The 25,787-nt window shown below is 72.1% G+C and carries 26 protein-coding genes and 1 tRNA gene; 11 read left to right on the top strand and 16 right to left on the bottom strand.

From position 1 onward, the window contains the following. The first annotated feature begins 1 nt into the window (after nt 1). Genes cobA through fdxA form a run of 3 tightly spaced genes read left to right on the top strand, consistent with a single transcriptional unit; the run spans nt 2 to nt 2,600 of the window. A complete protein-coding gene (gene cobA, locus GQQ92_RS06375; protein WP_156998400.1) occupies nt 2–862 on the top strand; it encodes a uroporphyrinogen-III C-methyltransferase in 861 nt (286 codons plus the stop codon). Further along, entirely contained in the window at nt 859–2,283 is a 1,425-nt protein-coding gene (locus tag GQQ92_RS06380; RefSeq protein WP_156998401.1) for an FAD-dependent oxidoreductase, read from the top strand. The genes cobA and GQQ92_RS06380 overlap by 4 nt, the downstream gene beginning before the upstream one ends. Then, entirely contained in the window at nt 2,280–2,600 is a 321-nt protein-coding gene (gene fdxA, locus GQQ92_RS06385; RefSeq protein WP_092964954.1) for a ferredoxin, read from the top strand. The genes GQQ92_RS06380 and fdxA overlap by 4 nt, the downstream gene beginning before the upstream one ends. Before the next feature lie 371 nt (nt 2,601–2,971). On the opposite strand, the gene GQQ92_RS06390 is transcribed toward fdxA, so the two are convergent. The 5 genes from GQQ92_RS06390 to GQQ92_RS06410 all read right to left on the bottom strand — a co-directional run bounded on the left by GQQ92_RS06390 (nt 2,972) and on the right by GQQ92_RS06410 (nt 7,997). Continuing rightward, on the bottom strand, nt 2,972–3,796 hold the full coding sequence (locus GQQ92_RS06390; RefSeq protein ID WP_156998402.1) for an alpha/beta fold hydrolase: 825 nt from the start codon (nt 3,794–3,796) through the stop codon (nt 2,972–2,974). Nucleotides 3,797–3,976: 180 nt separating this feature from the next. After that, nucleotides 3,977–4,777 (bottom strand): ABC transporter permease, encoded by an 801-nt coding sequence (locus GQQ92_RS06395; RefSeq protein WP_156998403.1) that lies wholly within the window; start codon nt 4,775–4,777, stop codon nt 3,977–3,979. An 8-nt stretch (nt 4,778–4,785) separates the two neighbouring features. Beyond that, nucleotides 4,786–5,688 (bottom strand): ABC transporter permease, encoded by a 903-nt coding sequence (locus GQQ92_RS06400; protein WP_156998404.1) that lies wholly within the window; start codon nt 5,686–5,688, stop codon nt 4,786–4,788. Continuing rightward, nucleotides 5,688–6,872 (bottom strand): ABC transporter substrate-binding protein, encoded by a 1,185-nt coding sequence (locus GQQ92_RS06405; protein ID WP_156998405.1) that lies wholly within the window; start codon nt 6,870–6,872, stop codon nt 5,688–5,690. Before GQQ92_RS06405 ends, GQQ92_RS06400 begins: the two co-directional genes overlap by 1 nt. Before the next feature lie 54 nt (nt 6,873–6,926). Continuing rightward, nucleotides 6,927–7,997: an ABC transporter ATP-binding protein gene (locus tag GQQ92_RS06410; RefSeq protein ID WP_156998406.1), complete on the bottom strand. Its 1,071-nt coding sequence runs from the start codon at nt 7,995–7,997 to the stop codon at nt 6,927–6,929. A 112-nt stretch (nt 7,998–8,109) separates the two neighbouring features. Between GQQ92_RS06410 and GQQ92_RS06415 the strand changes: the two genes are divergently transcribed. Next, nucleotides 8,110–8,916: a FadR/GntR family transcriptional regulator gene (locus GQQ92_RS06415; protein ID WP_197738120.1), complete on the top strand. Its 807-nt coding sequence runs from the start codon at nt 8,110–8,112 to the stop codon at nt 8,914–8,916. Beyond that, complete coding sequence (locus GQQ92_RS06420) at nt 8,913–9,737, top strand: PDC sensor domain-containing protein (RefSeq protein WP_156998408.1); 825 nt, start codon at nt 8,913–8,915, stop codon at nt 9,735–9,737. The genes GQQ92_RS06415 and GQQ92_RS06420 overlap by 4 nt, the downstream gene beginning before the upstream one ends. 95 nt (nt 9,738–9,832) lie before the next feature. Here GQQ92_RS06420 and GQQ92_RS06425 read toward each other — a convergent pair whose 3' ends face one another. Beyond that, nucleotides 9,833–10,507, bottom strand: a complete 675-nt coding sequence (locus GQQ92_RS06425; RefSeq protein ID WP_156998409.1) for a TetR/AcrR family transcriptional regulator — start codon at nt 10,505–10,507, stop codon at nt 9,833–9,835. Nucleotides 10,508–10,578: 71 nt separating this feature from the next. Here GQQ92_RS06425 and GQQ92_RS06430 point away from each other — a divergent pair, with 71 nt between their 5' ends. Next, entirely contained in the window at nt 10,579–11,514 is a 936-nt protein-coding gene (locus GQQ92_RS06430; protein WP_197738121.1) for an alpha/beta fold hydrolase, read from the top strand. Between the two features lie 401 nt (nt 11,515–11,915). Here GQQ92_RS06430 and GQQ92_RS06435 read toward each other — a convergent pair whose 3' ends face one another. After that, a complete protein-coding gene (locus GQQ92_RS06435; protein ID WP_156998411.1) occupies nt 11,916–12,728 on the bottom strand; it encodes a PfkB family carbohydrate kinase in 813 nt (270 codons plus the stop codon). Nucleotides 12,729–12,738: 10 nt separating this feature from the next. Continuing rightward, nucleotides 12,739–14,238, bottom strand: a complete 1,500-nt coding sequence (locus tag GQQ92_RS06440) for an FAD-dependent oxidoreductase (RefSeq protein ID WP_156998412.1) — start codon at nt 14,236–14,238, stop codon at nt 12,739–12,741. A gap of 208 nt (nt 14,239–14,446) precedes the next feature. Here GQQ92_RS06440 and GQQ92_RS06445 point away from each other — a divergent pair, with 208 nt between their 5' ends. Both GQQ92_RS06445 and GQQ92_RS06450 read left to right on the top strand, forming a co-directional pair. Further along, on the top strand, nt 14,447–15,418 hold the full coding sequence (locus GQQ92_RS06445) for a TIGR03557 family F420-dependent LLM class oxidoreductase (RefSeq protein WP_232057543.1): 972 nt from the start codon (nt 14,447–14,449) through the stop codon (nt 15,416–15,418). After that, entirely contained in the window at nt 15,415–16,026 is a 612-nt protein-coding gene (locus GQQ92_RS06450; RefSeq protein WP_156998413.1) for a flavodoxin family protein, read from the top strand. The genes GQQ92_RS06445 and GQQ92_RS06450 overlap by 4 nt, the downstream gene beginning before the upstream one ends. A gap of 205 nt (nt 16,027–16,231) precedes the next feature. Here the strand turns inward: GQQ92_RS06450 and GQQ92_RS06455 are convergent, their stop codons facing one another. The 3 genes from GQQ92_RS06455 to GQQ92_RS06465 form a co-directional block, all read right to left on the bottom strand. Next, nucleotides 16,232–17,368 carry a carboxylate-amine ligase gene (locus GQQ92_RS06455; protein ID WP_156998414.1) on the bottom strand — a complete coding sequence of 379 codons (1,137 nt, stop codon included), beginning with the start codon at nt 17,366–17,368 and terminating at the stop codon, nt 16,232–16,234. Nucleotides 17,369–17,551: 183 nt separating this feature from the next. After that, the gene (gene dcd, locus GQQ92_RS06460) at nt 17,552–18,157 is read right to left on the bottom strand and encodes a dCTP deaminase (protein WP_156998415.1); all 606 of its coding nucleotides are present in this window, start codon (nt 18,155–18,157) and stop codon (nt 17,552–17,554) included. A gap of 33 nt (nt 18,158–18,190) precedes the next feature. Next, the gene (locus tag GQQ92_RS06465) at nt 18,191–19,084 is read right to left on the bottom strand and encodes a hypothetical protein (RefSeq protein ID WP_156998416.1); all 894 of its coding nucleotides are present in this window, start codon (nt 19,082–19,084) and stop codon (nt 18,191–18,193) included. A 139-nt stretch (nt 19,085–19,223) separates the two neighbouring features. Between GQQ92_RS06465 and GQQ92_RS06470 the strand changes: the two genes are divergently transcribed. Further along, a tRNA-Gly gene (locus tag GQQ92_RS06470) sits at nt 19,224–19,297 on the top strand. Beyond that, the gene (locus GQQ92_RS06475) at nt 19,297–19,644 is read left to right on the top strand and encodes a CHY zinc finger protein (protein WP_156998417.1); all 348 of its coding nucleotides are present in this window, start codon (nt 19,297–19,299) and stop codon (nt 19,642–19,644) included. Before GQQ92_RS06470 ends, GQQ92_RS06475 begins: the two co-directional genes overlap by 1 nt. A 56-nt stretch (nt 19,645–19,700) precedes the next feature. Here the strand turns inward: GQQ92_RS06475 and trxB are convergent, their stop codons facing one another. The 5 genes from trxB to GQQ92_RS06500 are packed head-to-tail and all read right to left on the bottom strand — an operon-like array spanning nt 19,701 to nt 23,463. Beyond that, on the bottom strand, nt 19,701–20,663 hold the full coding sequence (gene trxB, locus GQQ92_RS06480; RefSeq protein WP_156998418.1) for a thioredoxin-disulfide reductase: 963 nt from the start codon (nt 20,661–20,663) through the stop codon (nt 19,701–19,703). Continuing rightward, complete coding sequence (locus tag GQQ92_RS06485) at nt 20,660–21,322, bottom strand: arsenate reductase ArsC (protein WP_156998419.1); 663 nt, start codon at nt 21,320–21,322, stop codon at nt 20,660–20,662. The genes trxB and GQQ92_RS06485 overlap by 4 nt, the downstream gene beginning before the upstream one ends. 2 nt (nt 21,323–21,324) lie before the next feature. Next, nucleotides 21,325–21,735 (bottom strand): arsenate reductase ArsC, encoded by a 411-nt coding sequence (locus tag GQQ92_RS06490; protein ID WP_156998420.1) that lies wholly within the window; start codon nt 21,733–21,735, stop codon nt 21,325–21,327. A gap of 22 nt (nt 21,736–21,757) precedes the next feature. Beyond that, nucleotides 21,758–22,561 (bottom strand): aquaporin, encoded by an 804-nt coding sequence (locus GQQ92_RS06495; RefSeq protein ID WP_156998421.1) that lies wholly within the window; start codon nt 22,559–22,561, stop codon nt 21,758–21,760. A 14-nt stretch (nt 22,562–22,575) separates the two neighbouring features. Beyond that, nucleotides 22,576–23,463 (bottom strand): metalloregulator ArsR/SmtB family transcription factor, encoded by an 888-nt coding sequence (locus GQQ92_RS06500; protein ID WP_156998422.1) that lies wholly within the window; start codon nt 23,461–23,463, stop codon nt 22,576–22,578. Between the two features lie 80 nt (nt 23,464–23,543). Between GQQ92_RS06500 and GQQ92_RS06505 the strand changes: the two genes are divergently transcribed. After that, a complete protein-coding gene (locus GQQ92_RS06505; RefSeq protein ID WP_156998423.1) occupies nt 23,544–25,784 on the top strand; it encodes a heavy metal translocating P-type ATPase in 2,241 nt (746 codons plus the stop codon). Nucleotides 25,785–25,787: the final 3 nt, after the last annotated feature.

The following is a 25,787-nucleotide window of genomic DNA, read 5'->3' on the forward strand; positions in this document are numbered from 1 at the left end:
CATGAGCGCCGAGTTCACGGCGCACGTCGCCGCACGCGCCGAGCGCCCCGAGCCCGGAACCGTCACCCTCGTCGGCGCCGGTCCGGGCGACGCCGGGCTGCTCACCATCCGCGGCCTCCGGGCGCTCGAGCGCGCCGACGTCATCGTCGCCGACCGCCTCGGGGCGCGCTCCGTGCTCGACGGGCTCGCCGCCGACGGCGTGCACCTCGAGGCCGAGGTCGTCGACGTCGGCAAGCTGCCCGGCCACCACGCCGTGCCGCAGGATGCGGTCAACGCGCTCCTCGTGACGCTCGCCCAGGCCGGCAAGCACGTCGTGCGCCTCAAGGGCGGCGACCCGTTCGTCTTCGGCCGCGGCGGCGAGGAGGTCGCGTTCTGCCAGGCCGCCGGCGTGCCCGTCGAGGTCGTGCCCGGCATCACGAGCGCGATCTCGGTTCCCGCGATCGCCGGCATCCCGCTCACGCACCGCGGCCTCGCGACGACGTTCACCGTCGTCACGGGCCACGACCAGATCCAGGCCCTCGGCGGCGGACGCGACCACACCGTCGTACTGCTCATGGGCGTCGGAACCCTCGCGAACTCCGCGATCACCCTGTCGCGCGGCGAACGCGGGGGCGCCTGCCCGGTCGCGATCATCGAAGACGGCTACGGCTCAGGTCAGCGTGTCACAGTGGGTACGCTCGACACGATCGCACTGCAGGCGGCACGCCGCGGCATCCGCTCGCCCGCGGTCGTCGTCGTCGGCGACGTGGTGACCCTGAGTCCCTACGCACCCGACGCGATCTCCGCGAGCACGAGCGCAGGCGACGTCGCCGCACCCGAGACCATCACCCCCTCCGTCGACTGGAAGACCACGCAGCCATGACCCTCTCCCTCCGCGTCGCGATCGTCGGAGCCGGCCCCGCCGGCATCTACGCAGGCAACATCCTGAACCGTCAGGTCACCGAGGCCGGCGGCGAGGTCGCGATCGACCTGTTCGAGTCGCTGCCCGCGCCCTACGGCCTGATCCGCTACGGCGTCGCCCCCGACCACCCCCGCATCAAGGGCATCGTGAACTCGCTGCACGAGATGCTCGACGCGGGCACGATCCGCCTCATCGGCAACGTCGAGGTCGGCCGCGACATCACCGTCGACGAGCTGCAGGAGCGCTACGACGCCGTCATCTTCGCGACCGGAGCCCTGCGCGACGCCCCGCTGGACATCCCCGGCATCGGCCTGCCCGGCTCGTTCGGCGCGGCCGACTTCGTCGCCTGGTACGACGGCCACCCCGACGTGCCGCGCACCTGGCCGCTCGAGGCGCAGTCGATCGCCGTCATCGGCAACGGCAACGTCGCGCTCGACGTCGCCCGCGTGCTCGCGAAGCACCCGAAGGACCTCCTGTCGACGGATGTCCCGGCCAACGTCGTCGAGGGCCTCGAGGCGTCGCCCGTGACCGACGTGCACGTCTTCGGCCGCCGCGGCCCCGGGCACGTGAAGTTCACGCCCATCGAGCTGCGCGAGCTCGGCGAGGTGCCCGACGTCGACGTGATCGTCTACGACGACGACTTCGAGCGCGCCGCGAACGACCCGCACGCCGAGCAGCTGTTCGCGTCGAACAACCAGGTCAAGGTCATGACGCGCACGCTGAACGGCTGGCGCAAGCCCGCCGACCACGAGTACACCGCGTCGCGCCGCCTGCACCTGCACTTCCTGCACGCGCCCGTCGAGGTGCTCGGCACCGAGGCCGTCGAGGCGATGCGCTTCGAGCTCACGCGACCCGTCGGCGACGGATCGGTCGAAGGCACCGGCGAGTTCGTCGACGTGCCCGTGCAGGCCGTCTACCGCGCCGTCGGCTACGCGAGTTCGCCCGTCAACGGCGTGCCGTTCGATGACGCCCGCGCGGTCATCCCGAACGAGGGCGGCCGGGTCACGGATGCCGCGGGGCAGCACCTGCCCGGCGTGTACGCGACCGGCTGGATCAAGCGCGGCCCCGTCGGCCTCATCGGCCACACCAAGGGCGACGCGCTCGAGACCATCACGAACCTGATCGCGGATGCCACGGCCGGTTCGCTGCCCGCGGCCCTCGTCGACGCGGCCGGCGGCGAGGAGGTCTTCGCGCTGCTCGATTCGCGCGACGTGTCGTACACCACGTGGAACGGCTGGCTCGCGCTCGACGCCCACGAGCGCTCGCTCGGCGAGGCCTACGGCGTGCCCGAGGGCCGCGAGACCGTGCGCGAGCGCGTCAAGGTCGTGCCGCGCGACGAGCAGGTCGACATCTCGCGCGACGGGTCGCTGGTCGTCTCGTGACGTACGTCATCGCGCTTCCGTGCGTCGACGTCAAGGACCGCGCCTGCATCGACGAGTGCCCGGTCGACTGCATCTACGAGGGTGAGCGTTCGCTCTACATCCACCCCGACGAGTGCGTCGACTGCGGCGCCTGCGAGCCGGTCTGCCCGGTCGAGGCGATCTACTACGAAGACGACCTGCCCGACGAGTGGGCCGACTACTACAAGGCCAACGTCGAGTTCTTCGACGACCTCGGCTCGCCCGGCGGCGCCGCCAAGGTCGGCGTCATCGCCAAGGACCACCCCGTCATCTCGGCCCTGCCCCCGCAGGCGCACTAGCGTCTCGCCGGTCCCGGAGGCGCGCCAGCGCCGTCTCGCCGGTCGAGGAGGCGCGCCAGCGCCGTCTCGCCGGTCGAGGAGGCGCGCCAGCGCCGTCTCGAGACCACCACCGCCGAAGGCCTCGAGACGCTGCGCTCCTCGACCAGCGGCGCCGGCGGCATCCGTGATGGAGTGGATGCCATGGAACTGAACCGCACCCTGGAGTGGCGGGGACGCCACGTGGCCTGGGGCAGGTCGGGCTCGGGGCCCGCCCTGGTCTTCCGCCGGGCACCTGGTCCAGCTCGATGCCCCCGTCGCGCTCGCGCACGAACTGGCCGTGTGGACCGCGTCCGTCGCCGACGTCGAGCGGTGAACGCCCCGCGCGTCGCGGCTCAGTCCGCGAGCCACCCGCCGAGCGCCTCGCGGAACGCGGCCGGCTGCTCGACCCACGGGTAGTGGCCGCATTCGGGGATCATCCGCAGATCCGCGCCGAGTGCGGCGGCATACGCCTCCACCGGCGCGACACCCGAGAGGATGTCTCCGGCGCCGCCGACGACGAGGGCGGGGATGCGAGGTGCCGCCAGGATCCGTGCGGTTGCGTCATCCGGAACGCCCGTGAACCACGCTTCGACCGCGGCGAGGTCCCACCCGCCGACCATGCTGTGCGCTCGCTCGCGATCCGTCCATGCGGCGTACCCGGCCGGCGCCTCGAGCGCTCTGGCGCGGTCCCACTGGCGCTGGTCGACGGGCTGGGGCCCGGTGAGCGACTCGAGCGCCAAGATGACCGCGGGGTCGCCGCGGCGCCCGCCGATCGCGGCGCCGTCCCACGCGGCATCCGTCAGCCAGGCCGCCGCGGGCGTGACGAGCGCACTCCGGCGCAGCCGATCGGGGAACCGGGCGGATGCCGCGAGCACGAGCCGGGTGCCCGCCGAATGCCCGATGACGTCGAAGCGTTCGAGCCCGAGGTGGTCGGCGAGCGCGATCAGGTCGTCGGCGTCGGCCCACCACCCTCGCGAACGCCCGCCCGAGGTCGGCGTGCCGCGCGGATGCAGCACCGCGAGCGGCCGGATGTCGGCGATGCCGGCGAGATCCTCGAGGTAGTCGACCCCACGGCACGGGCCGCCCGGCACGACGAGCGTCGGCGCCCGTTCGGTGCGATCGCCGCCGAGGATCGAGAACGCGAGTTCGGTGCCGTCGGCCGCCGGGAAGGTCTGCATCCGCCGACCCTATCGAGCCCGACACCGCAACGGCTCGAGGAGCCGCGCCCCTCGACCGGCAGGACGAGTTGCAGGACGAATCGCCCGACACGCCGCGCGGGGCCCGGTCGGCACCCGGCGCGCCGCGGAAAAGTCCTGCAAAGCCGCACCCACCGCACCGACCGCACCGACCGCGCCGAGCTACCGCTTGACCTCCTCGCCCTTGCCGAGCCGCTGGGCGATGTAGATGGGGATGATGGAGACGAGCACGAGCACGACGGCGATGACCGAGACGATGGGCGCCTGGTTGGGCCGGAACATGTTGTTCAGGATGAAGATGGGCAGGGTCGTGACGCCCGATCCGGCCGTGAACGTCGTCACGATGATCTCGTCGAACGAGAGCGCGAAGGCGAGCAGCCCGCCGGCCAGGAGCGCCGAGCGCAGCTGCGGGAACGTCACGAGGCGGAACGTGGTCCAGATGCCGGCGCCGAGGTCGGCCGACGCCTCCTCGAGGTTCGTGCCCTGGCGGCGCAGGCGGGCGATCACGTTGTTGAACACGGTCACGATGCAGAACGTGGCGTGCGCGATGACGACCGTCCAGATCGAGAGCGGCACGCCCATGATCGTGCGGAAGAAGTTGTTCAGCGCGATGCCGGTGATGATGCCGGGCAGGGCGATCGGCAGGATCACGAGCAAACTGATCGCGTCGCGCCCGAAGAACTCGAAGCGCTGCAGGGCGATCGAGATGAGCGTGCCGAGCACGAGGGCGATGATCGTCGAGATCACCGCGACCTGCACGCTCGTGAGCACCGCCTCGAGGGCGCCGGCGCTCTGGAACGCCTTGCCCCACCACTCGAGCGTGAACCCGGGCGGCGGCCAGGTGAGCGCGGTCGAGGTCGAGAACGAGTTCACGAGCACGACGAGCAGCGGCACGTAGACGATCACGAGGATGATCGCGGTGATGACGCCGAGCGTCACGCGTGCGGGGCGGGAGAGTCGCATCGTCTGCCTCAGAGGTTGTCGAGCGCGCCGGTGCGGCGCACGAGGAACAGGTAGCCGAAGATGATCACGATCGGGATGAGCGCGATCGCGGAGGCCAGCGGGAGGTTGTTCGCGGCGCCGACGTTCGTGTAGACGAGGTTGCCGAGCATCTGGTTCGTGCCGCCGACGATGTTCACCGTGATGTAGTCGCCGAGCGAGAGCGAGAAGCTGAAGATCGTGCCGGCGATGATCGCGGGCAGGATGAGCGGGAAGACGATGAGCCGCAGCGTCGGCCAGGTCTTGCCGCCGAGGTCGCCGGATGCCTCGAGCAGCGAGTCGGGCACGCGTTCGAGTCCGGCGTAGATCGGCAGGATGACGTAGGGCAGCCACAGGTACGAGAGCGTGATGATCGTGGCCGGCAGGCCGTAGCCGGGCGTATGCCCGCCGAACGGCGCGAGCAGCCACTCGAGGATGCCGTCCTGCGAGAGCACCGAGCGCCACGCGTAGGCCTTCACGAGGTACGACGCCCAGAGCGGGGTGAGCACCATGATCAGCAGCACGCGCTGCATGCGGGGCGTGGCGACCTTCGCCATGAAGAACGCGATCGGCAGGGCGAGCACCACGTCGATGATCGTCACGGCGAGCGCGACGCCGACCGTGCGCAGGGTGACGGTCTGGTAGAGCGATCCGGTGACGACCTCGATGATGTTGTCGAGCGTGAACTCGGTCGTGATGACGCCGGTGAAGCTGTCGACGGACCAGAACGCCGTCACGAGCAGCAGCGCGAGCGCCACGATGTAGACGATGACGAGCCAGAACAGGGGCGCGGCCAGGAGCAGCGCCAGCCGCGTGCGCGGATGGGTGGAGAGGAAGGCGGAGCCCGCCCGCGCCGTGGTGCGGCGCGGACGGGACTCCACGTGAGCCGAGGTCATCAGCCCTTGATCTCCTGCCACGCGGCGGTCCATGCGGCGTAGTCGGTGCACGAGACATCCGTTCGCCCGTCGAGGCACTCCTCGATCGGGGTCGACCAGTACCAGATCTGCGACGCGTAGTCGGCGTCACCGGCGTGGTACGCCTCGCAGTCCTCGCGGTACTCGCAGGCGGCGTCGGAGGAGGGCGCCTCGCCGAAGTACGAGGTCGCGGTGGCGTTGGCCTCGGGGCTGGCGATGTAGTCGAGCCACGCGTACGCGCAGTTCGGGTTCTTCGCCTTCGACGAGATCATCCACGTGTCCGACCATCCGGTGGTGCCCTCCTCGGGCAGCACGACGGCGGTCTTCGCGCCTTCGCCCTCGAGCACGTTCTGGATGACCTGCCAGCTCGTGCCGACCACGGTGTCGCCGGTCGTGAAGGCCTGCACCTCCTTGAGGTAGTCGGACCAGTACTCGCCGATGCTCTCGCGCTGCGTCTTCAGCAGGTCGACGGCGGCGGCGAGCTGCTCCTCGTCGAGGGAGTACGGGTTCTCGATGCCGAGGTCGGGCTCGTGGGCCATGAGGTACACCGCGGCATCCGCGATGTAGATGGGCGAGTCGTAGGCGGTGACCTTGCCGGCGTTCTCGGAGGCCTTGTCGAAGACGACGTCCCACGACGTGGGCGCGGTCGGGAACTCGTCGGTGTTGTACATGAGCAGGTTGGCGCCGTAGCCGTGGGGCACGCCGTAGGCGACGCCGTCGACCGAGTTCCACGACTGGTTCTTCAGGAAGTCGTAGATGCCCTCGTAGTTCGGGATGAGGTCGGTGTTGACGGGGGCCACGTCACCGGCGGCGACGAGGCGGAGCGAGGCGTCTCCCGAGGCCGAGACCACGTCGTAGTCGCCCGTCTTCATCAGGTTGAGCGCCTCGTCGGAGGTGCCGAACGTCTTGGTCGTGACCATGCAGCCGGTGTCCTCCTCGAAGGGGGTGACCCAGTCGACGGCGGGGTCGTTGGTGCCGTCCTCGACGTACCCGGGCCAGGCCAGGATCGAGACCTGGCCCTCGGTGTCGCCGAGTTCGGCCATCGGCTCGTCGGACGCGCCGGAGGCGCCCGAACCGCTCGAGGTGCCGCAGGCGGTGAGCAATGCGACCGAGGCGATCGCGAGCCCGACGAACGCGCCGCGGGTCGTGTGCGGATTGCGCTTCATGGTTCTCTCCTGTTCTGTGGGACTGCAGTTGGACTGGTGCGGGTTCGGGGTGGGTCAGGCGACGGATGCCGCGGCATCCGCCTGCTCGTCGCCGGAAGGCGCCGGGGCGAGCGCGACGACGTCGGCGTCGTGCCAGCTCACGAAGACGCGGTCGCCGCGTTCGCCGGGCGATCGGCGGCGCCGGTCGTTCTGGGCGAGCGCGGTGACGCGGAGCCCGGCGTCGAGGTCGACGACGATGCGGATGCCGCTGCCGAGGTAGATGACCTCGACGACGGTGCCCGGGGCGCTCTGCACGCCGTCGCCGATCTCGCGTTCGGCGGAGACGGCGAGCTTCTCGGGACGCACGGAGTGCTCGCCGGGCCGCCCGAGGAGTTCCCGCGAGCGTGCGTCGTCGAAGAGGTTCGAGGTGCCGACGAATCCGGCGACGAAGCGCGACCCCGGGGTCTCGTAGAGGTCGGCCGGGGTTCCGAGCTGCTGGATGCGGCCGTCGTTGAAGACCGCGATGCGGTCGGACAGCGTGAGCGCCTCCTCCTGGTCGTGGGTGACGAAGATGAAGGTGATGCCGAGGTCGCGCTGGATCTGCTTGAGCTCGACCTGCATCTGCTCGCGGAGCTTGAGGTCGAGGGCGCCGAGCGGCTCGTCGAGCAGCAGCACCTTGGGCTGCACGACCGTGGCCCTGGCGAGGGCGACGCGCTGGCGCTGGCCGCCCGAGAGCTGCGAGGGCTTGCGGTCGCCCATCTGCTCGAGGCGCACCGATGCGAGTGCGGCGCGGGCCCGGTCGAGGCGTTCCCGCCTGCCGATGCCGCGCACGCGGAGGCCGTAGGCGACGTTCTCGAGCACGGTCATGTGGGGGAAGAGCGCGTAGTCCTGGAACACGGTGTTGACGTCGCGGTCGAACGGCGCCCGCTTGGTGACGTCTTCGCCGAACAGCTCGATGGTGCCGCCGGTGGGCTGCTCGAACCCGGCGATGAGCCGGAGCACGGTGGTCTTGCCCGAGCCCGACGGCCCCAGCATCGAGAAGAACTCTCCGGCGGCGATCTCGAGGTCGACGTGGTCGACGGCGGTGACGGCGCCGAACTCCTTCGTGAGTCCGGTCAGCCGGATCGCGGGCTGGATGTCGGTCATGCGGGGGCTCCTTCGCGAGGCGTGTTCTAAATCATATGAATCCAGATGTCTGCGTCCAGACCTTCGTGTTACGGTCATGTCACAGTTTCCGAATCGGATCCCCGGAGGGCCGATGCCGCACGCAGCCGGCCGCACCGACGCCACCCGAGCCGTGGTCTTCGCCCCGCTCGAGGGAGCCGGCCGCGCAGAACTCGTCGAACAGCGCATCACCGACGCGATCGTCGCGGGCGTGCTGCGCGACGGCGAACGGCTGCCGAGCGAGTCCGAACTCGCCAGGAGCCTCGGCGTCGCCGTCGTCACCGCACGCGAGGCGCTCGTCTCCCTGCGCGAGAACGGGCTCGTGCACACCCGCCGCGGGCGCGACGGCGGGAGCTTCGTCACGTTCGACCCGGATGCCTCGACCCGACTCGTCACCTCGCGGCTGCGCTCGCTCAGCCGCGTCGAGCTGCGCGACCTCGGGCTGCACTACGCCGCGATCGCGGGCATGGCGGCCGAGGTCGCGGCCGACCGCGCGAGCGAGGACGACCTCGCCAGCCTCATCGACATCGACGCCCGCGCCGACCTCGCGACGGCCGGCGGCGCCCGTCGCGCGGTCGGCCGATTCCACCTCGAGGTCGCCGCGATCAGCCAGTCCCCGCGGCTCGTGCAGGAGGAGCTCCGGCTCCAGGCCGAGGCCGGACCCTTGCTTTGGATGTGCCTCCGGGAGGAAGATGCTCGTGACCGCAGCCGCATCGTGCGGCTCGACGTGATCGAGGCGGTCCGCGACGTGCAACCCGAACATGCACGACGTGCGACCGCCGAGCATTTCGCCGGCGCGGTGCAGTGGCTGATCGACGAGAAGACGCGCATCGATCTCGCAGCACACCCTGCCGGCGGCGAGGCATCCGTCGCAGACCCAGCGGAAGGACCACCCGCGTGAGCACGACCCTCGACCTGGCCGCCGAACACATCGCGAGGCAGGTCGCCTCCACCATCGAGCCGGCCCTCGCGATGGTCGAGGGCTGGCGCGGGGTGCTCGAGACGGAGCTGTCCGGCCCGTTCGCGGGCGCCCTCGGCGGGTCGCCCGACGCCCGCGCCGAGACGCTCGACCCCGTGATCGAGGCGCTCGTCGGCGCCGAGCTCGAGCGCGAGGGGGCGCTCATCACGGGGGCCGGCTTCGTGGCCGCGCCGGGGTTCCTGGCCGATGCGCAGTGGCACCTCGCCTGGTGGCTGAGCAGCGCGAACACGTTCGGCGCCGCCGGCGCGGCCTCGCTCAGGCGGCTCGACGCGGTGAGCGACCCCGATTCGGAGCAGTTCCGCGACTACACGACGCTCGAATGGTGGCGCGTGCCCGAGCGCACCGGCCGCCGCCACCTCACGGGCCCCTACGTCGACTACCTCTGCACCGACGACTACACGGTCACGATCACCACGCCCGTCTTCGCCGACGGCGAGATGATCGGGGTGGTGGGTGCCGACGCCTACGTCGCCAGGCTCGAGGGTGAGCTGCTGCCCGTGCTGCGCGAGTGGAGCGGCAGCGGAACGCTCGTCAACGCCTCGGGCCGGATCCTCGCGTCGAACGACTCGCGCCGCGCGACCGGGGCGCTTCTGCGCATCGAGGGGCTCGCCGGGGCGCTGGCTCCGTTGCACGACGAGCGCTCGACCGATCCCGTGCAACTGCCGGGCGGCGAGTTCGTCGTGCCGTGCGGCGACACGACCCTCGCCCTCGTGGCCGAGTCGCCGCGGCCGGCGGGCGGGTAGCCGGAGGCCGGGAACGGGCCGGCCGAGGCCGGACGACCGGCGACGCGGCCTTGGGCGCTTGCGCGCTTTCGTTCTCGCGTGCTCGCGTGCTCGCGCTACGCGGCGGGCCGTGTCGCGGCGCCCGGCTCGAGCAGGAGCTCGGCGATCGCCGGATCCGCGCCGGAGGCGATGAGCAGGCTGCGGTACGCCCTGCGCGCGCGGCCGTAGTGCAGGGCGCTGTCGGCCTCGCGGATGAGGGCCATCAGGTTCGTCCACTCGAACGTGCCCTGCAGTTCGAACGCGAGCTGGTCGGGGTCTTCGAGGCCGGGCAGCTCCCCCTGGTCGACGGCGAAGCGCGCGGATGCCGCGAGGTAGCCGAGCCAGCTCTCGAGCTGATCGGCGAGGGCGTCGCGCACGGCGCCGGGCTTGGAGTGGAAGTCGGCGGCGCCGGCCGAGAAGAAGCACCCGCCGGGGAACACCCGGTCCTCTGAATAGGCGACGACGCGATCGAGCAGCGCGGTCAGGCGGCGGATGCCTCGGGGCTGCACACGCGCCGGTTCGATGACGGTCGCGGTGAAGCGCTCGGCCGCGGCGGCCACCGTGGCGAGCTGGAGCTGCTCCTTCGACCCGAACAGGGTCGCGATGCCGCTCTTGCTCACGTCGGCCTCGGCGGCGAGGCGCCCGATGGAGAGGCCGTCGAGCCCTTCCATCGAGGCGAGGTCGGCGGCATGCGCGAGCACGAGCCGACGCGATGCGTCGCCTCGTGCGCGTCGGCCGTCGGTCATCGTCATGGTTGCAGTTTACGCACGAACGTTCGTACACTCTACGTACGAACGTTCGTAGAGTTTTCTGGAGGCGCGACATGGCACGATCGTCCATCGCAACCGCGGCCGAGCGGGCGCTGCTCGGCGGCGCAGCCGGAGGCATCCGCATCGCTTCGAAGATCTCGCCGGAGCTCGGCGCTCGTGCCGCGCTGCCGCTGTTCATGCGCGTCGGACCGCGCGTGCCGGTCGCCCCCGTCGACGCCGCGACCCACGCGGCGGCGCGCCGGGGAACCGTGCGCATCCCCGGCATCCGCCGCACCGGCGTCGACGTCGTGACGTACGAGTGGGGCGGCGGGCCCGACACGATCGTGCTCGCCCACGGGTGGCAGTCGCGCGCGAGCGTGTTCGCGACGCTCGCGCGGGAGCTGCGCAGCGAGGGGTTCCGGGTCGTCGGGTTCGACGCGCCCGCCAACGGCGAATCGGGCGGCCGCGGCACCTACCTCGTCGACCACCTCCACATCTTCGCCGAGCTCCAGCAGCGCCTCGGCCGGTTCCACGCGATCGTCGGCCACTCGTTCGGCGGGCTCGCCGCGCTGCTCGCACCCGCCGAGGGCATCGCCGTGCGGCGCGTGGGCGCGATCGCCGCGGCGGCGACCCCGGACGTCTTCATCGACGGCTTCGGCGATCTCGCGGGCCTCGACCCCGCGACCCGCGAAGCGCTCGCACGGCGCTTCGCCGCGCGGCTGTTCCCGGGCGAGCACCCGTTCGAGCGCTACTCGGCGCTCGCGCACCCGCTGCCCGACGGGGTGCCCCTGCTGCTCGTGCACGATCGCGGCGACCGGCGGGTTCCGTTCAGCGAGGCATCCAGGCTCGTCGCCGCGAACCCCGGCGCCCGGCTCGTGGCCGCCGACGGTCTCGGGCACAACCGCATCCTCCGCGCCGACGTCACGCTCGACGCGGTGGTCGACTTCGTCACCGCTCCGGATGCCGCGGGCGCGCCCCGTCCCGAGGCTGCGGCGTCCGCGATCCGATAGCCCGCCGGTCGAGGGGGCGCGCCGGCGCCGTCTCGAGACCATCCGCGCAACGATCTCGAGACGCTCCGCTCCTCGATCGACGGAACCCCTCGCCGGTCGAGGAGGCGCCCCAGCGCCGTCTCGAAACCAGCCCCGCAACGATCTCGAGACGCTCCGCTCCTCGATCGGCGGAACCCTCGCCGGCCGAGGAGGCGCCCCAGCGCCGTCTCGAAACCAGCCCCGCAACGATCTCGAGACGCTCCGCTCCTCGATCGACGGAACCCCTCGCCGGTCGAGGAGGCGCCCCAGCGCCGTCTCGAGACCAGCCCCGCAACGATCTCGAGACGCTCCGCTCCTCGATCGACGAGACCCACACCCCCGCAGATCTCGAGACGCTCCGCTCCTCGATCGGCGGGGCACCGTCACCCGGCGAAGCCCCACGGCTGGGCGCCCGCGTAGGTCGTGGCCCGCGCTCCGGCGTCGACGGCGGCCCGCAGCGCGGCAGCCCGGTCGGCCCCGGCGGCGAGCGCCGCCACCAGCGCCCCGGCGAACGCGTCGCCCGCGCCCGTCGTGTCGACGACGTCGACCGGGTCGGGCGAGGCATCCGCCGCTCCCCATCGCGCGCCCGCCGCGCCCAGCGTGACGCACGCATCGGCCGGCTTGCCGAGGGCCGCCCACTCGTGCTCGTTCACGACCACGACGTCGGCAAGCTCCAGCAGGGCGGATGCCGCGGGCGACACGGGCGACGCATTGAGCACCGTCAGCGCGCCGAGCGCCCGCCCTCGGCGCAGCACGGCTTCGGCGACCTCGGCCCCGAGCTCGAGCTGGGTGACGACGAGGCCCGCGTCGTCGGGGATCGCGCGGGCCGCGGCATCCGCCTCGAGAGTGCCGTTGGCGCCGGCGACCACGATGATGCTGTTCTCGCCGTCCTCGGAGACCGTGATGAAGGCCTGCCCGGTCGGTTGCGCGGGGTCGACCGTGACCGCCGAGAGGTCGACGCCGTGCGCGGCGAGCAGCCCGACGTAGCGGCGCCCGAGCTCGTCGTCGCCCACCCGTCCGACCATCAGCACGTCGGCGCCCGCGGCGGCCGCGCCCGCAGCGAGGTTGGCCCCCTTGCCGCCCGGGAGCAGCTCGACGCCCTCGCCGAGCACGGTCTCGCCGGGCCGCGGATGCCGCTCGACGCGCACCACCGAATCGACGTTGATCGAGCCCACCACCACGACGCGCGCACCCATGACGGGGAGCCTACCGGCGGAGGTCGCGCTTGGCCGGTCCCTCGAGCCGCACGCCGTCGGCCGTGAAGCGCGAGGCGTGCGCGGGGCAGTCCCACGTGCGCTCGGCGTCGTTCCAGGCGAGCACGGCGCCGAGGTGCGGGCAGATGCCCGAGACCCGGCAGGTGACGCCGTCGACCGTCGAGGCGGCGGTCGGCACCGGGGCGCGTCCGACCCGTCCGACGGAGCCTGCGCCCTCGGGCGGCGGCGCCTCGGGCAGGCGGGTCACGAGCGCCCGACCCCAGCCGACGGCGTAGTGCTTCGCGACCGCCGCGTTGATGCCGATGCCGGCGCCGAGGGCGACCGGGGTCGTGAACCGGTGGCGCAGCGTCCGCGCCCAGTCGGGCAGCTCGCCGAGCAGATCTGCCGCGAGCGTGAGGCCGCACTGCACGGCGTTCGTCATGCCCCACTTGTCGTACCCCGTCGCGATGAACACCCGCCCCCGGCCGCGCGGCATCCACCCGACGAAGGGCACGCCGTGCGGGGTTTCGTAGTCCTGCGCGCTCCACCGGTGCGTCAGCGCGGCATCCGGCCAGGTCGATCGCGTCCACTCGTCGAGCGCGTCCACCCGCGATCGCGGCGACGGATGCCGGCCGACCCCGTGCCCGTACCCGCCGACGAGGAGCAGGTCGGCGGCGCCGGATGCGAGATCGGGGTCGGGGGCCGTGCGGATCGACCGTGTCGGCTCGTCGACGCTGAGGTACATGGCCTGCGGCAGCGCGGCATCCGTGCGGTACGCAGCGGCGTAGGAGCGGTTCGCGCGCAGCTTCGCGAACGACAGGCCGCGATCGAGGATCGGCGTGCCCGTCGCGAGCACGAGCCGCTCGCACGAGAATGCGCCGGCGGTCGTGCGCACCCGCACCGGCCGCCCCACCGACGCCCCCGTCATGCGGACGCCCTCGCAGATCACCCCGCCGAGTCCGCGCAGTTCCGCGGCGAGCGCCTCGAGCACGTCCATCGGGTCGAACTGGGCCTGCCCGGCCAGCCGCGCCGAGGCGTGCACCTCGAACGGCACGTCGTCGGCGACATCCGTCATCACGTGCAAGCCGGCCTCGCGTGCGGTCTCGGCCTCGCGCTCGACGATCTCGCGTCCGGCCGGCGTCGCGGCGAAGCTCACCGCGTCGAGGCGCTGCACCGGAACCCCGCGGTCGCCCAGATAGTCGAGCAGCCACGCCTGCCCCGCGAGGTTCGCATCGACGTACGCCTGCAGCACCCGTGCCGACGTGCGCCGCCGCACGCGCTGCAGGTGCGCGCCCTGCAGCACGCTGAGCTTCGCCGTCGTGTTGCCCGTGGCCGCCGCGCCCACCCCGCGCGCCTCGAGCACGCCGACCCGTCGGCCGGCACGGGCGAGGAGCACGGCCGTGACGAGGCCGGTGAGCCCGGCGCCGACGACGATCTCGTCGAAGACGCGAGGCGCAGCGGCCGGGTCGTCGGCCTCGATGCGGGTCGGGCGGGCGAGCCAGAGCGAGGTCATCACCGCACGATAGGTCGACGGGCCGTGCCCGACAACGGGGTGGCGCGGATGCCGCGGCTCACGTATACGCGCACGGGTGCGGCGCTCGCTCCGCTGCGGCCAGCCCCCGTTCATCGGCTTCAGGACCGCCCGGATCGCCGGGTACTGCGGCGCGTCTCGGCCGTCAACCCCCGTGCGCGGCGGACCGGCGCCGCCTAGCGTGCATCGCATGGTGCAGTTCGGATACAAACTCGCCGCGGAGGGCTTCGGCCCGGCGGAGCTCGTGCGTCAGGCGCAGCGCGCCGAGGCCGCGGGCTTCGACTTCGTGGAGATCAGCGACCACTTCCATCCCTGGCTCGACGTGCAGGGCCATTCGCCGTTCGCGTGGTCGGTGCTCGGCGCGATCGCGCAGGGCACCGAGCGCATCGGCCTCGCGACGGGCGTGACGTGTCCGTCGGTCCGCTACCACCCGGCGATCATCGCGCAGGCCGCGGCCACGGTCGCACTGCTCAGCGACGGACGGTTCACCCTCGGGGTGGGGTCGGGCGAGCGGCTCAACGAGCACGTCGTCGGCCGCGGCTTCCCCGCCGTTTCGCAGCGCCACGAGATGCTGCGCGAGGCGCTCGAGATCATCCGCCTGCTCTGGCAGGGCGGATACCGGAGCTACGAGGGGCAGTACCTCGATCTCGAGGACGCCCGCGTCTTCGACCTGCCCGACACCCCGCCCGAGATCGCCGTGGCCGCCAGCGGCGCGGCATCCGCTGCCGTGGCGGCCGAGCTGGGCGACGGCCTCTTCGCCGTCGAGCCCGATGCCGAGCTCATCGCCGAGTACGAGCGCCTCGGCGGTGCGGGCCCGCGCTACGGCGAGGCCGCCATCGCCTGGGCGGCGACCGAGCAGGACGCGATCGAAGCGGCGTGGACGACCGCGCGGTGGAGCCTCACCGGCTGGAAGGTCATGAGCGAGCTGCCGAACCCCGTCAACTTCGAGGCGGCGAGCGCCTACATCCGCCGCGAGGACATCGCCGATCAGCTCAGCGTCGGCCCCGACCTCGACGCCCACGTCGAGGCGGTGCGCCCGTTCGTCGACGCCGGCTTCGACCGGGTGGCGATCATGAACCTCGGCCCCGACCCCGACACGTTCTTCGACGTCTTCGAGTCCGACCTCGCACCCCGACTGCGCGATCTCAGGAGGACCCCATGACCGCACTGCGCGTGCTCGCCCTGAACTGCACGCTGAAGCCGTCGCCCGGCGCCTCGAGCACCGAGCTCATCGCCCGTCAGGTGCTCGAGCTCTTCGAGGCCGACGGCGCCGAGACCGAACTCGTGCGCGTCGTCGACCACGACGTGAAGCCCGGGGTCGAGGCCGACATGGGCGACGGCGACGAATGGCCGGCGATCCGCGAGAAGCTCCTCGCCGCCGACATCCTGCTGTTCGCGACGCCCACGTGGGTCGGCCACCCGTCGAGCATCGCCCAGCGCGTCATCGAACGGCTCGACGCCGAGATCTCCGAGACGGATGCCGCGGGCCGCCCGCTCCTCGCCGGCAAGGTCGCCGCCGTGGCCGTCGTGGGCAACGAGGACGGCGCCCACGCGATCGTCGCCGACGTGCTGCAGGCCCTCGTCGACGTCGGGTTCTCGGTCGCGTCGCAAGCCTCGACCTACTGGAACGGCGAGGCGATGGGCCGCGTCGACTACCAGGACCTGCCCGGCACGCCCGAGAGCGTCGCGACGACGAACGCCGCCGTCGCCCGGCACAGCGCCCACCTCGCGCGCCTGCTGCGCGATGCGCCCTACCCGCCGCCCGCCTGACCGTCGGTCGAGGAGGCGCCGGCCCACCGCGCCGGTCGAGGCGGCGCGCCAGCGCCGTCTCGAGACCCCCCAGCGCAGGCCTCGAGACGCTCCGCTCCTCGACCAACCCCGCCGCCGGTCGAGGAGGCGCCCCGGCGCCGTCTCGAGACCCCCTCACGCAGGTCTCGAGACGCTTCGCTCCTCGACCGGCGCACGGGCGCACCGCTCACCCCGCCAGGCGGTGGGCCGGGCCGTCGACGGATGCCGTGACGCACTGCCTGACGCCCGCGATGCCGCGCTCGGCGTGCGCGGCCCGCTGGCGATCGGCGCCCGTGCCGCGCACGAGAAGGCCGGCGACGGCGGCGGGGCATCCGTCATCGTCGTCGCGCATGCCGAGCGCCGAGTCGACCGCCTCGGCGACCGAGGCCATGACGCCGCGCACCGGGTCGGGCACTGCCGAATCGAGCCCATGCCGTGCCGCCTCCCAGACGGCTGCGTCGAGCACCTCGGGCGCGAACCTGCCGTCGACGTCGTCGGTGCGATGGACGCCGTGCAGGATGCCGCGCACGATCCGGCGGCAGAGCAGCGCGAGCGCGACCGAGTCCTGCGCGGCCAGCTGCGCGTCGGCGAAGCGCAGCTCGATCGTGGGCAGGTGGTGCGAGAGGCGCAGCGTCCACGCGACGAGCGGCTTGTCGCGCGTCGCACCGATGCCGACCAGGTCGCGGATGCGGTGGTCGTAGTCGTCGACATCTGCGAACGGCGATGGGATGCCGGCGGTCGTCCAGCGGCGCATGACGACCGTGCGCCAGCTCGCGAACCCCGTGTCCTCGCCGTGCCAGAACGGCGAGTTCGCGGCGAGCGCGGTGAGCATCGGCATCCATGCACGGAGGCCGTTGAGCACCCGCACCCGCTCCGCGGCATCCGCGATCCCGATATGCACGTGCATGCCGCACACCTGGTGGTCGTCGATCATCGCCGCGATGTCGTCGCGGATGTGCTCGTATCGCGCGGCCCGGGTCACCTCGGGGGCCCGTTCGACCTCGTAGGGCGTTCCGGTGGATGCCGCCACGACCCCGAGCCCCGCCGCGACGTCCGCGAGCGCGGCGCGGAACGCCTCGAGCTGCCCGAGGGCCTCATCGCCCGTGCGGCAGATGCCCGTCGCGATCTCGAGCTGCGACGCGAGGAACTCCGTGGTCGCCGCCTCGAACGCCGGCTTCAGCGCCGCGAGCGCCTCACCGCCGCGGGCCACCGGACGCAGCGAATCGGGCTCGAGGAGGACGAACTCCTCCTCGATGCCGAACGTCGACCCGTCCGGTGCGGACGGGCCGGTCGCGTTCGGCACGCTGGACTCCGATGTCGGCATGCCATATGCCTACCCGTGCGGACCGTGCGAAACGAGGGCTTGACGGCAGGGGTGTCGGGCGCAAGCGGGCTCGCGGCGGGTCGAGGAGGCGCAGGTCTCGAGACGCTCCGCTCCTCGACCGGCGTCACGTCGGTCGAGGAGGCGCAGGTCTCGAGACGCTCCGCTCCTCGACCGGCGGGCGTCTCAGCCCCCGAGCGACCCCGCGTCGGTCGCGCCGACATCCGTGCGGTGGAAGTTGTGGAACGAGCGCGACGCCGTGGGGCCGCGCTGGCCCTGGTAGCGCGAGCTGTACTCGGCCGAGCCGTAGGGCTTCTCGCTCGGCGACGACAGGCGGAAGAAGCACATCTGCCCGATCTTCATGCCGGGCCACAGCTTGATCGGCAGGGTCGCGACGTTCGACAGCTCGAGGGTGACGTGCCCCGTGAAGCCCGGGTCGATGAAGCCGGCCGTCGAGTGTGTGAGCAGCCCGAGCCGGCCGAGCGAGCTCTTGCCCTCGAGGCGCGCGGCCACGTCGTCGGGCAGGGTGACCGCCTCGTACGTCGACGCGAGCACGAACTCGCCCGGGTGCAGGATGAACGGCTCGTCGGGCTTCACCTCGATGAGGTGCGTCAGCTCGGGCTGGTCTTCGGCCGGGTCGATGAACGGGTACTTGTGGTTGTCGAACAACCGGAAGTACCGGTCGAGGCGCACGTCGACGCTGCTGGGCTGCAGCATGGCGGGGTCGGACGGTTCGAGACGGACGCGTCCGAGTTCGAGTTCGGCACGGATGTCGCGGTCGGAGAGCAGCACGCGTTCAGCCTAGCGACGGGCCGACGGATCGGCTCAGTGCGGCGGGGCGAGCGCGTCGTCCGACGCGAGCGCGGTGGATGCCGAGCACCCGAGCTCGCCGGGCTGCAACTGCACGCTCGAGACGTGCAGCCGCTCGACCCGCCCACCGTCGGCGCGGAGGAGGAGGCAGTCGTCGGGCGTGCCCATCGCGAGCCCGATCCGGTCGCCGTCTCGCGCGACCTGCACCTGGGCAGCGACCTCGCGCTCGCCGGTCGGGGCCTCGAGCCGGGCCGTGATCTCGGCGGCGATCGCCTCGGCCGTCGGGCCGTCGGCCGCGTCGCTCGCGCCGCCGGCGTTCGCGAGCACGTCGGTCGCGACCGCTTCGGCGTTGTCGGGAACGACGATGATCGGACGGGAGTCGGCCTCAGGCACCACGGTCTCGGGTGAGGGCGTCGCGCAGTCGACGACGCGCGCGATCGCGCCGTCGTCGTCCCATCCGGCCGTCGGACCCCAGCGATCGAGTTCGACGCGCAGGCACAGCTCGCCGGTCGTTTCCTCGTCGTCCGAGAAGCGGTGCGTCCTGCTCGCCAGCACGAGTGCGCCCACCGGCTCCTGCCAGCTCTCGGTTCCGGATGCCTCGATCCCCACGAGTCGGAGCGCCGAGGCGTAGTCCGGCGATCCGGGGTCGAGCATCTCGTCGAGTTCCTCCGGGACGCCGGTGTCGGCGAGGAGCGGCAGCGCCCGCCTCGCGTACTCCTGGATCGCGTCGGCGGGGTCGTCCAGGCCCGATTCGCCGGCGATGCCCGCGATCTCGCGCGCGATGTCCGCGGCATCCGCTCGGAGTCCTCGGTCGAGCCGGTCGTCCGTCGACGCCGCATCGGCGCAACCCGTGAGGCCGATGAGCACGACGATGCTCCCGACCGCGATGACCCCCATGCCCGCCCGCATGGGGTCAAGCCTGCCCCATGCCGCATTCCGCCGCCGGCATCGCCGGCCGGCGACGCGAACAGCACGAGGCCGAACACCCGACGCGAACCGGCGGGTTCGGTTGCTACGATGGTCATCGCTGCATCTCCGGATGCCGCATGCGGATGTAGTTCAATGGTAGAACTTCAGCTTCCCAAGCTGATAGCGCGGGTTCGATTCCCGTCATCCGCTCCATGTCACCGGCAGCGAATCCCACCGGTTCGTCCCGTCCGCCGGTCTTCGGCGAGACGGTCGACGACGAGACCCGCTGCGTGCACTACGCGACCGCGGTCGACGTCATCGCGATCAGGTTCGCATGCTGCGACCGCTACTACCCGTGCCACAGCTGCCACGCCGAGAGCGCTGACCACCCGGCCGTGGTCTGGCCGCGCGGGCGATGGGGCGAACGGGCCGTCCTCTGCGGTGTCTGCGGCGGCGAGCTCACGATCGAGCAGTATCGCGGCGTCGAGTCCTGTCCGAACTGCGACGCGGGATTCAACCCCCGCTGCCGGCTGCACTGGGACCTCTACTTCGAGGCGTGATGCCGCGATGGCGGCGTCCGTACCGTCCAGGCCGTCTCGAGGGCGACCGCCGCCTCCTAGTCGGCGGCGTCGGCGTCGGCGAGACCGTGGGCCGCGAGAAAGTGCTCGGCGTCGAGAGCTGCGGCGCAGCCCGTGCCGGCGGCGGTGATGGCCTGTCGGTAGCGCTTGTCGACCAGGTCGCCGCAGGCGAAGACGCCGGGGAGATTCGTCTGGGTCGACGGATGCGCCACCCGCACGTAGCCGTCGGCGTCGAGTTCGACCTGCCCCGCGACGAGGGAGCTGCGCGGGTCGTGCCCGATCGCGATGAACAGTCCGGTCGCGTCGAGGGTGGCACCCTCACCGGTACGGGTGTCGCGCAACCGGAGTCGCTCGAGTCCGTCCTCGCCCTCGGCTGCGACGACCTCGGCATTCCAGTAGGGGCGGATCTTGGGATTGGACAGCGCGCGTTCCTGCATGATCCGCGACCCTCGCAGGGCGTCGCGGCGGTGCACGAGCGTGACGGAGTCGGCGAATCGGGTGAGGAACATCGCCTCTTCGAGCGCGGAGTCACCGCCGCCGACGACGGCGATGTCCTTGCCTCTGAAGAAGAAGCCGTCGCATGTGGCGCACCAGGACACGCCGCGGCCGGTCAGTCGTTCCTCGCCTTCGACGCCGAGCTTGCGGTAGGCGGAACCCATCGCGAGGACGACGGCGTGCGACCGGTACTCCTCGCCGTTGATGGTGCGGATCGTCTTGACATCGGCGGCCAACTCGACCTCGGTCGCGTCGTCGTAGACGATGCGGGCGCCGAAGCGTTCGGCCTGCTGACGCATCTGCTCCATCAGCTGCGGCCCCATGATGCCCTCGGCGAAGCCGGGGAAGTTCTCCACCTCGGTGGTCGTGACGAGGGCCCCGCCCGCTTCGACCGAGCTGGCGAGCACGACGGGTCGCAGGCCCGCCCTCGCGAGGTACACCGCGGCGGTGTACCCCGACGGGCCGGAGCCGATGACGACGACGTTCTCGATGGTCTGGTCGCTCATTCGCCGATCTCCAGAGTCTGCAGCAGGTGTTCGATGCGGTCGCGGATCTCGTCGCGGACGCGACGGACCTCGTCGAGGGTCAGGTGCTCGGGATCGTCGAGCGCCCAGTCGAGGTATCGCTTGCCCGGGTAGATCGGGCAGGCGTCGCCGCATCCCATCGTGACGACGACGTCGGCGGCCTGCACGACGTCGTCGGTCAGCGGCTTCGGGAACTCCCGGCTCGAGTCGAGCCCGAGCTCGTCGAGCACGGCCACGACGTCGGGGTTCAGGTCGGCCGCGGGCATGGAGCCCGCGGATCGCACGTGCACGCGATCGCCGGCGATGCTGTGGGTCAGCACGGCGGCCATCTGCGAGCGCCCCGAGTTCTGTTCGCAGACGAAGAGCACCTCCGGAACGTCGTGGGCGAGCGCCCCCTTCGCCTGGGCCAGCGCGGCCAGGCGATCGGTCGCGAAGCGCCGCACGTTGTTGGCGAGGTGGGCCTTGACGGTCGACGTTCGCAGGAGCGCCGTGTAGGACTCGAGCACGTACCGCTCGACCGTCTCGGCGTTGAAGGTGCCGTCGAAGAGCCCGGTGAGTTCGAGGGCGAGGTCGTGGAGGTAACGCTCGGGATAGCTGATGCCGGGCAGTGCCCGCCGGCCCGCGGTGTCGAGTCCGGACATCGCTAGGCCGCCGGGGCGATCTCGGCGATCAGCGCTTCGACGCGCCGGCGGATCTCGTCGCGGATCGGGCGGACGGCCTCGATGCCCTGGCCGGCCGGGTCCTGGAGCTCCCAGTCCTCGTAGCGCTTGCCCGGGAAGATCGGGCAGGCGTCGCCGCAGCCCATCGTGATCACGACGTCGGATTCCTTCACGGCGTCGACGGTGAGGATCTTCGGGGTGTTGTCGGCGATGTCGATGCCCGCCTCGGCCATCGCCTCGACGGCGACGGGGTTGATCCGATCCTTGGGCTCGGATCCGGCCGACAGCACCTCGACGCGCCCGCCGGCGAGCTCGCGGAGGAACCCGGCGGCCATTTGCGAGCGACCCGCGTTGTGGACGCAGACGAACAGGACGGAAGGCTTCTCAGTGGTCATATCAGCAATGATAGACCATCATCTATGAATTGGCCACCGGGGTCGGCCGGTCAGCCGCCGACGGGCTCGCGGCCTCGTCCAGCCGGGCAGCCTCGACCGGACTCGGGACCGGCTTCGGCGAACCGATCGGGAAGAGCAACGAGACGAGCGCGACGCCCACCAACCCCCCGAGGAGTTGCGCGCCGATGAACGGGGCCACGGACGTCGGGGCGATGCCGGCGAACGTGTCCGAGAACACCCGCCCGATCGTGACGGCGGGGTTGGCGAAGGACGTGGAGCTGGTGAACCAGTAGGCCGCACCGATGTAGGCGCCGACGGCCGCCGGGATGATGCTCGTCCGGCCGGCACGGACCAGGCCGAAGATGACCAGCACGAGGCCGGCGGTCGCCACCGCCTCGGCGAGGAACGCGGCCGGTGCGGCCCGATCGGTGGACGAGATCGCGGCGGGCGCGCCGAACATCGCATTCGCGAGGAGCGCCCCGCCGACGGCGCCGAACACCTGCGCCGCGACGTACGGCGCGAGATCGGCTGCCTGGAACCCGCCGGGCCCGCCCCTGCGATGCAGCGCCCAGTCCGCGAGGGAGACGACGGGGTTGAAATGGGCGCCGGAGAGGGGCGCGAATACGGCGATCAGCACGGCGAGGCCGAGGGTCGTCGCGAGGCTGTTCTCGAGCAGTTGCAGTCCGACATCGCCGGGGGAGAGTTCCGATGCGGCGATCCCCGACCCGACGACGATCGCGACGAGCAGTCCGGTGCCGAGGAACTCCGCGAGGAGCCGGCGGGCGAGCGGGGCGGATTCGGGTCGGGGTGACTCGTCGGAGGCCATTGATCCTGTCGATCTCAGAGGGTGGTGAGCAGTTCGCGGATGCGGCGCTCGATGTCGTCCCGGATGTCGCGGACGTCCGCGAGCGGCTTGCCGACCGGGTCGGGAAGGTCCCAGTCGAGGTACCGGCGGCCGGGGTAGATCGGACACGCGTCCCCGCAGCCCATGGTGATCACGACGTCGGCCGCCCGGACGACCTCGTCCGTCAGCGGCTTCGGGTACTCGCCCGCGAGCGGCACCCCGATCTCGTCGAGCGCCGTGAGCACCGAGCTGCGGACCTCGCTCGCCGGATCCGAGCCGGCGGTTCGCACGTGGACCTTGTCTCCGGCCAAGTGCCGCAGGATCGCGGACGCCATCTGCGACCTGCCCGCGTTCTGCACGCACACGAACAGCACCTCGGGAACGACCCGGGTCGGCATGGGCTCGGCACGGGCCAGCGCCTCGAGCCGATCGGCCGCGAACCGCGCGGCGAGCGAGGGCACCCTCGGCCCCGGGGAGGGGCGCGCGGCAAGCAGCTCGTAGCTCTCGCGAACGTAGCGCTCGACCGTCTCGGAGCCGAAGGTGCCGCGGAAGCGCTCGCCCAGGTCCTGGATGACGCGGTCGAGGATCGGATCGACGTCGACCTCGACATCGGGCCGGCCGAGCATCTCGGCGATGCGATCGGCGTGCGCCGGAGCCAGCGAGTACCAGGTGCGGCGTCCGTCGGGTTCGCGGACCAGCAGCCCCTCGTCCATGAGCGTCTTCACGTGATGGCTGACGGTCGGCTGCCGGAGGCCGAGCTCGTCGGCGATGCGGCCGACCAGGACGCGGCCGTCGGGCGCGGCCAGGATGCTGCGGAGGATGTGCGCTCGCGTCGGATCCGCGACGAGCCGGAGCTCCCGTGTGCCTTCGATCTCCGGATCCATAGATACGAGTCTATGGCAGGAGGCGGGGCGGGAGGCGGATCTCGTTTGCGAAATACCCCCTAGGGGTATATCGTGGCCGCATGAGCGAGACGCACGGTCGTCACGACCACACCAGGCAGGCGCAGCACGACGCGCACGGCGAACAACGCCACGACGCACACGCGGGCCACCACGCGCACGCGGGCCACCACGCGCACGGCGGCGAGAGCCCCGACGCGCACGCGGGGCATTCCGGCCACGGCGACCACGTCGCCGCGTTCCGCCGTCTGTTCTGGATCATGCTCGTCATCGCCGTGCCGGTCATCGGCTTCAGCGGCATGTTCGCGTCGATCCTGGGCTACCCCCTGCCGGATGCCGCGTGGGTCGCGTGGGTCTCCCCCGTGCTCGGCACCGTCATGTACGTGTGGGGCGGCCGGCCGTTCCTCACCGGCGCCGTCTCCGAGCTGAGGGCACGCAAGCCGGGCATGATGCTCCTCATCGCGCTGGCGATCACGGTCGCCTTCCTCGCCTCGTGGGGCGCGAGCCTCGGCCTGCTGCACCACGAACTCGACTTCTGGTGGGAGCTCGCCCTCCTCATCGTCATCATGCTGCTCGGCCACTGGATCGAGATGCGCTCGCTCGCGCAGACCTCGTCCGCGCTCGAGTCGCTCGCGGCCCTGCTGCCCGACGAGGCCGAACGCATCGAGGGCGGCACTGCGGATGCCTCCGGCGAAGCCGACACCGGAGGCGACACCGACCGCGGCACCGACCGCGGCACCGGGGCAACGACCGTGAAGGTCGCGCCGTCCGATCTCGTCGTCGGCGACCTCGTCATCGTGCGCCCGGGCGGCCGGGTGCCCGCAGACGGCGTGATCACCGAGGGCGCGGCCGCCGTCGACGAGTCGATGATCACGGGCGAGTCGCGCACCGTCGGCCGCGAGCCGGGCGACGCGGTCGTCGCGGGCACGGTGGCCACCGACTCAGCCATCAGGGTGCGCGTCTCGGCGGTCGGCGACGACACGGCCCTGGCCGGCATCCGTCGCCTCGTCGCCGAGGCGCAGAACTCGACCTCGCGCGCGCAGCGGCTGGCCGATACCGCGGCCGGCTGGCTGTTCTGGTTCGCGCTCGGCTCGGCCGTGCTGACCGCGATCGTCTGGACCCTCGTCGGGCAGCCCGACGACGCCGTCATCCGCACCATCACCGTGCTCGTCATCGCCTGCCCGCATGCGCTGGGGCTCGCGATCCCGCTCGTCGTCGCCATCGCGACCGAACGCGCGGCGAAGGGTGGTGTGCTCGTCAAGGACCGCCTGGCCCTCGAGAGCATGCGCACCGTGTCGGCGGTGCTCTTCGACAAGACCGGAACGCTCACGAAGGGCGAGCCCGTCGTCACGCACATCGCGACCGCAGGGGGCCGCACCGACGACGAGGTGCTCGCACTCGCGGCCGCCGCCGAGTCCGACAGCGAGCATCCGCTCGCCCGGGCGATCCTGCAGGCGGCCGCCGCGCGCGAGCTCGCGGTCCCGCGCGCGGTCGAGTTCCGCGCATCGCCCGCCGAGGGCGTCACCGCCGTCGTCGACGGCACGTCGGTCTCGGTCGGCGGACCGGCCATGCTGAACCGTCACGGGCTGGAGGGCCTCGACGAGACATCCGCGTGGCGCGATCAGGGCGCCATCATCCTGCACGTGATCGCCGACGCCTCGACCGGCTCAGTGCGGCGCGGCGAGGTGATCGGCGCCCTCGCCCTCGCCGACGAGGTGCGACCCGAGTCGCGCGAGGCCGTCGACGCGCTGCACGCGCTCGACGTGCAGGTCGTCATGATCACGGGCGACGCCGAGGCGGTCGCGCAGTCGGTCGCCGCAGAGCTCGGCATCGACCGGGTGTTCGCGGGCGTGCGCCCCGAAGACAAGGCGGCCAAGGTCGCCGAACTGCAGCGCGAGGGCCGCCGCGTGGCGATGGTCGGCGACGGCGTCAACGACGCCCCGGCGCTCGCGCAGGCCGAGGTCGGCATCGCCATCGGCGCCGGCACCGACGTCGCGATCGCGTCCGCCGGCGTCATCCTCGCGAGCGACGACCCCCGCTCGGTGCTCTCGGTCATCGAGCTCTCGCGCGCGAGCTACCGCAAGATGAAGCAGAACCTCTGGTGGGCGGCGGGCTACAACCTCGTGTCGGTCCCGCTCGCGGCGGGCGTGCTGGCGCCCATCGGCTTCGTGCTGCCCATGGCCGTCGGCGCGATCCTGATGTCGCTGTCGACCGTCGTCGTCGCGGTGAACGCGCAGTTCCTGCGCCGCCTCGACCTCTCCCCCGAGGTCAGCACCCGCGCGGTGCTCGAGCGCGCGATCTGAGGC

This window comes from Agromyces terreus, assembly GCF_009749465.1.
Lineage (GTDB): Bacteria > Actinomycetota > Actinomycetes > Actinomycetales > Microbacteriaceae > Agromyces > Agromyces terreus.